The 5,368-nt window shown below is 71.5% G+C and carries 6 protein-coding genes; 5 read left to right on the plus strand and 1 reads right to left on the minus strand.

The annotated features are described in order from the left end of the window. The 5 genes from ACRDSK_RS31485 to ACRDSK_RS31505 all read left to right on the plus strand — a co-directional run. Positions 1-388: M15 family metallopeptidase (locus tag ACRDSK_RS31485; protein WP_431445034.1), on the plus strand; the 388-nt coding region annotated here is incomplete at its 5' end. Positions 389-428: 40 nt separating this feature from the next. Then, positions 429-644 (plus strand): hypothetical protein, encoded by a 216-nt coding sequence (locus tag ACRDSK_RS31490; RefSeq protein WP_431445035.1) that lies wholly within the window; start codon positions 429-431, stop codon positions 642-644. 560 nt (positions 645-1,204) lie between these two features. Next, positions 1,205-2,131, plus strand: coding sequence for an NlpC/P60 family protein (locus ACRDSK_RS31495; RefSeq protein WP_431445036.1), 927 nt, complete (start codon positions 1,205-1,207; stop codon positions 2,129-2,131). A gap of 79 nt (positions 2,132-2,210) precedes the next feature. Continuing rightward, entirely contained in the window at positions 2,211-3,560 is a 1,350-nt protein-coding gene (locus tag ACRDSK_RS31500; RefSeq protein ID WP_431445038.1) for a basic secretory protein-like protein, read from the plus strand. A 9-nt stretch (positions 3,561-3,569) separates the two neighbouring features. Beyond that, positions 3,570-4,715 (plus strand): glycosyltransferase family 4 protein, encoded by a 1,146-nt coding sequence (locus tag ACRDSK_RS31505; protein ID WP_431445040.1) that lies wholly within the window; start codon positions 3,570-3,572, stop codon positions 4,713-4,715. A gap of 1 nt (position 4,716) precedes the next feature. Here the strand turns inward: ACRDSK_RS31505 and ACRDSK_RS31510 are convergent, their stop codons facing one another. Continuing rightward, positions 4,717-5,187 carry a hypothetical protein gene (locus ACRDSK_RS31510; RefSeq protein WP_431445041.1) on the minus strand — a complete coding sequence of 157 codons (471 nt, stop codon included), beginning with the start codon at positions 5,185-5,187 and terminating at the stop codon, positions 4,717-4,719. Positions 5,188-5,368: the final 181 nt, after the last annotated feature.

A 5,368-nucleotide genomic window follows, 5' to 3' on the forward strand; every position in this document is an offset into this window, starting at 1 on the left:
CCCGAACGGCTTCATCCCGCGCACCGCGCTCTGCGCGGCCGGGGTCGGCGGGCACGCGCTGCGCTGCGACGCCGCCGCCGCCTTCGGCGCGCTGAACAGGGCCTACGCGGCCACGTTCGGCGGGCCGGTGTGCGTCTCCGACTCCTACCGGACCTTCGCCGCGCAGGCCCGGCTCTACGGCGTCAAACCGGCGCTCGCGGCCGTCCCCGGCACGAGCAACCACGGCTGGGGGCTGGCCGTCGACCTGTGCGGCGGTCTGCAGTCCTTCGGCACCGCGCAGTACGCCTGGATGGCCGCCAACGCACCCCGTTTCGGCTGGTCGAACCCGCCGTGGGCGGCGTCGGGACAGGGCCGGGAGGAGCCCTGGCACTGGGAGTTCACCGGCTGAGGCACGAAAAATGTCAGACCCCTTACCTAGCGTTCTGGCCATGAGGAACACGAACCGCAAGGAGCAGGGCATGGTCATCGACTGCGACAGCTGCGTGGTGCGCGGGCTCGCCTGTGGCGACTGCGTGGTCAGCGTGCTGCTGGGCGCGCCGCCGAGTGTGGAGCTGGACGCCTCCGAGCAACGCGCCATCGACGCACTTGGGAGGGCGGGCATAGTCCCGCGACTACGCCTCGAACACATCGACAAGTCCGCGTAACCGGCCCGCCACGCGCGGCGACCGGTACTCGTCGGTAAGCGGTCGTTTTCTGTCGCCAAACGGACAGACCGGTCTCCCCGTACCGGGTGAGCTGCGGTGTTGTCGTGATCACAGCGGGGAGTTGGCGCTGCTCCATTGGTGTCAACGGGGGTTTGGAGAACTTTTTTCGGGACTGCTGGTAGACGCACGGACGCTCTTTTCGTAACCTGTCCGAGATCTCGCGGCCCACCGCGGCCCACCCCGGGGTTGCTACGCGGGATCGCCGCCGAGCCAGCCTTTGTCGGGAAGGTCTGGGCCGGAGTCCCCCACGGCGGGGCGAGGGCATCGATCGTTGCAACCGCTGTTGCGGTAGCTCACGGTCCGAACACGTGCCTTCGACCCACGGCGGTCCGACACCGAAGGAGACCCGCGCGAACGTGGCGTCGCATCGAATGAAGCGCGCATTTCGGGTTGTAGCCAGCGTCACGGCCGCTGTGGCCGTGGTGAGTGTCTCCCCATCCCCTGCTTTCGCGCTTCCACCCGCGCAGCAACAGCCGCCGCCCGACACGGCGTCGGAAGCAATGGCCCAGTACGAGAAGCTGACCGGCAAGGCCGAGCAGGTGAACGAGGACCTCCTCGCTGCCCGGACCGACCTGGACAAGAAGCGGGCCCAACTGAGCAAGGCGACCGCCGACCTCAAGGACGCCAAGGCGGCGATGGCGCAGGCCGCTACCGCCGAGGAGGCGTTCCGCGGCAAGGTCGACGTGCTGACCAGCGCGTCCTTCCAGGGCGCGCGGTTCAACAAGGTCTCGGCCCTGCTCACCGGGTCGTCCGCGGACGACTTCCTCGAGCGTGCCGCGGCCCTGGGCGTGCTGGCCTCGGACAACGAGGAAGCGCTGTCCAAGCTCACCGGTGCGGTCAACATGGCCGCCGACGCTCAGGCCAAGGCCGCCGCGGCGCAGAAGAGCGCCAAGGACGCGACCACCGCGGCCAAGCAGCTGCTCGCCAAGGTCACGAAGTCTCGGAACGCGCTCGACGCGCAGATCGAGAAGGTCGAGACCGCGTACAACAACCTGAGCGGCTCGGACCAGGCGAGTCTCGCCGGCGACGTGGACAACAGCGTCTACCTCGGCCCGCCCGGTGCCGGCGGCACCGCGGCCGAGGTCGCGATGCAGCAGCGCGGCAAGACCTACATCTACGGTGCCGAGGGCCCCAACGAGTTCGACTGCTCCGGCCTGACGATGTTCGCCTACCGGGCGGCCGGCATCGAGCTGCCACACTCCAGCCGCGTGCAGTTCACGATGGGCAAGTCGGTCTCGGAGGGTGAGTTCCAGGCCGGTGACCTGCTGTTCTACGGCACCAGCGCGGACACGATCCACCACGTGGCCATGTACATCGGCGACGGGATGCTCGTGCACGCCTCCACCTCGGGTGTCCCGGTGAAGACCGACGACGCCCCCTACGGCGCCGGCAGCGACTACCTCGGTGCCAAGCGCATCGCGGGCTGAGACAGCCAAGATCGCACGAAATCGGGGCCGGTGCCGTGGCGCACCGGCCCCGTTTCGTGTCTGCCTCTAGCATCTGTCTGTGACTCGACGGGCGAGCCTGCGGGCGTGGCTGGGCGCGGCGCTGGCCGCGGCGGCCCTCGGCGCCGTGGCGCTGGTGGCCGTTCCGGGTCAGGACGCCTTCCCCCCGGCCCCCGGGCCCGGCCAGCCCCTCGGCGCGGCCACCCCGGCGCCGCCCGTCGACGAGGCCGACAAGTCCCGCACCGAGGCCGTCTCCGACCTGCTGGACCGGCGCGCCGCCGCCATCCGCGACCGCGACGAGAAGGCCTTCCTCGCCACCATCGACCCGGCCGCGGACAAGGTGTTCCGCTACAACCAGCAGCGGCTGTTCCAGAACCTCGCGAACGTGCCGTTCTCGGCCTGGACCTACGAGCTGCGCCCGGACGACACGGTCGACGTCGACGACCTGCCCGACGAGGACGCCGCCCGCGCCGACGAGCTGTGGGCCCCCGCCGTGGACCTGCGCTACGCCCTGCGGGGCGGGGACGTCACGGCCACCAGCCGCGCGATGGGCTACCTGTTCGCCCGCCACGACGGCGCCTGGTACCTGCGCTCCGACAAGGCCCTCGAGAAGCTCGGCAGGCGCACCTGGCGCGGGCCGTGGGACTTCGCGCCGTGCCAGGTGACCGCCACCCGGCACGGCATCGTGCTGAGCCATCCCGGCAACGACCAGATGGTCGAGCGGCTGGTCCGCGAGCTGGACCCGTCGGTGCGGGCGGTCGGCGACGTCTGGCCGACGTCGTGGTCGCGGCGGGTCGTGCTGATGCTGCCGGACTCGGTCGGTGAGATGAAGGAGCTGGTCGGGCCGAACTTCCCGGTCCAGTCGGTGGTCGCGGTCGCCGTCGCCGACCGGGTCGACAACGCCAGCCGCACGGTCACCGGCCAGCGGGTCGTGCTGAGCCCGGACGGCGTGCGCGCGCTGTCGATCCCCTCGTTGCGGGTCGTGCTGCGTCACGAGATCACCCACCTCGCGGCCCGCGCGGACACCGTCGACGGCTCGCCGATCTGGTTGCTGGAGGGCTTCGCGGACTACGTGGGCTACCGCGATAGCGACGTGACGCTGGAGGAGGGCGCGCCCGACCTGGCCAGGCAGGTCCGCGAGGACGGCCTGCCCACTTCGCTGCCGGAGGACCGGGCCTTCCGGGCCAGCGGCTCCGAACTGGACCAGGCCTACCAGCAGAGCTGGACGCTGGCCCGGTTCGTCGCGGACCGGTACGGCGAGGACACCCTGGTCGAGCTGTACCGCAAGCTCGCCGCGGTCGGCCCCGCGTCCGCCCGGCGGACCGACGACCTGCTGCGCGACGTGCTCGGCATGGACCGGGCGCGGCTCGTGAGCGACTGGCAGGACTACCTGCGTGATGCCCTCAAGTAGGGTTTGCCGGTGCCTCGGACCTTGGTGGTGACCAACGACTTCCCGCCGCGGCCCGGCGGGATCCAGTCTTACCTGCACGCGCTCGCCAGCCGGCTGCCTGACCAGGACCTGGTCGTCTACGCGCCGTCGTGGCAGCACAGCAGCGGCTCGCACCCGGAGTTCGACGCCGAGCAGCCCTTCCCGGTGATCCGCCACGAGAACGGGCTGATGCTGCCGACGCCGGCGGTCGCCCGGCGCGCCCGCGAGATCCTGCGCGCCGAGCAGTGCGACACCGTCTGGTTCGGCGCCGCCGCCCCGCTGGCCCTGCTCGCGCCTCAGCTGCGCGCCGCCGGGGCACAGCGGGTCATCGCCAGCACGCACGGGCACGAGGTCGGCTGGTCGATGCTGCCCGGCGCCCGGCAGGCGCTGCGCCGCATCGGCACGACGACCGACGTGGTCACGTTCGTGTCGAAGTACACCCGCTCGCGGTTCGCGTCCGCGTTCGGCCCGAACGCGGCGCTGGAGTACCTGCCGTCGGGTGTGGACACCGAGCAGTTCCAGCCGAACTCCGCCGCACGCAAGGAGATCCGCGCCCGCTACGGCCTCGGTGACCGGCCGACCGCGGTGTGCGTGTCGCGATTATGGCCGCGCAAGGGCCAGGACATGTTGATCAAGGCGCTGCCCCAGATCCGCGCGCGGGTCCCGGAGGCGGCGTTGCTCCTCGTGGGGGGCGGCCCGTACGCAGACCGCCTGCGCGCGATGGCCGAGCAGCTCGGCGTCGCGGAGCACGTGATCATGACCGGCCGGGTGCCGTGGGAGGAGCTCCCCGCGCACTACGTCGCCGGTGACGTGTTCGCCATGCCCTGCCGCACGCACGGCCGCGGGCTCGACGTCGAGGGCCTGGGCATCGTGTACCTGGAGGCGTCCGCGTCCGGCCTGCCGGTGGTGGCCGGCCGGTCCGGCGGCGCGCCGGAGACCGTGCTGGACGGCGTGACCGGCAACGTCGTGGACGGCCGTGACCTCGCCCAGCTCACGGACTCGGTGGCGAGCCTGCTCGAGAGCCCGGTCGCGGCGAGCGAGATGGGCGAGGCGGGCCGCCGGTGGGTGTCCCGGCACTGGCGCTGGGAGGACATCGCCGGGCGCCTGGCCCGCCTGCTCGACGGCAGCGCGTTCTGACCTAGTGGCCGTTCAGGACCCGCAGCTCCGCCGGATCGAGGACCGGCTGTACCTCGTCGTTCGCGACCTGCTGTACCGCCGAGAGCCGTGCCTGGAGCTCGGCGGGCAGCGGGATGTGCACGATCTCGATGCCGGCGGCGATCTTGCCCTGCACCGCGCGCATGAAGATCGTGTGGAACTCAGGCGAGGTCAGCACGAGCAGTCGACGTCTGGCGCGCACCTGCGTCAGGAAGTACAGCTCGGCGATGCAGTTCACCACCGTGCCGGCCGGGTGCCCGCCGCCGGACGTCCGCCCGGACGCCGTCTTCACCGACGCCACGATGCGGCCGTTGTCGGACACCGCGTCGAACTCGTGATCGCCACCGGTCTGCAGTCGCAGCGTTCTCTTGTGGAACGCGACCTGGTGCGTCTCGGACAGGCGGTTGCGCACCTCGTCCTCGACAGCGGTCGTCAGGTAGCGGGTATTGGCCATCGTTGCCCCTCGTTTCCGGACCTCCCACCCACGATGGGACGGTCGCCCAGGGCAAGCCGTTCGTTACCTCGGCACGGCCCAACTTTCGATGGCCGAGAAATCGTCGTGGTCGTCGAGCGTCGGACGCCGCGGCGAGGCGACCGGGGGGACCGGCGCGGGCGGGGCCGGCGTGGCCTCGGCG

The organism is Actinophytocola sp., from assembly GCF_050699915.1.
GTDB lineage: Bacteria > Actinomycetota > Actinomycetes > Mycobacteriales > Pseudonocardiaceae > Actinophytocola.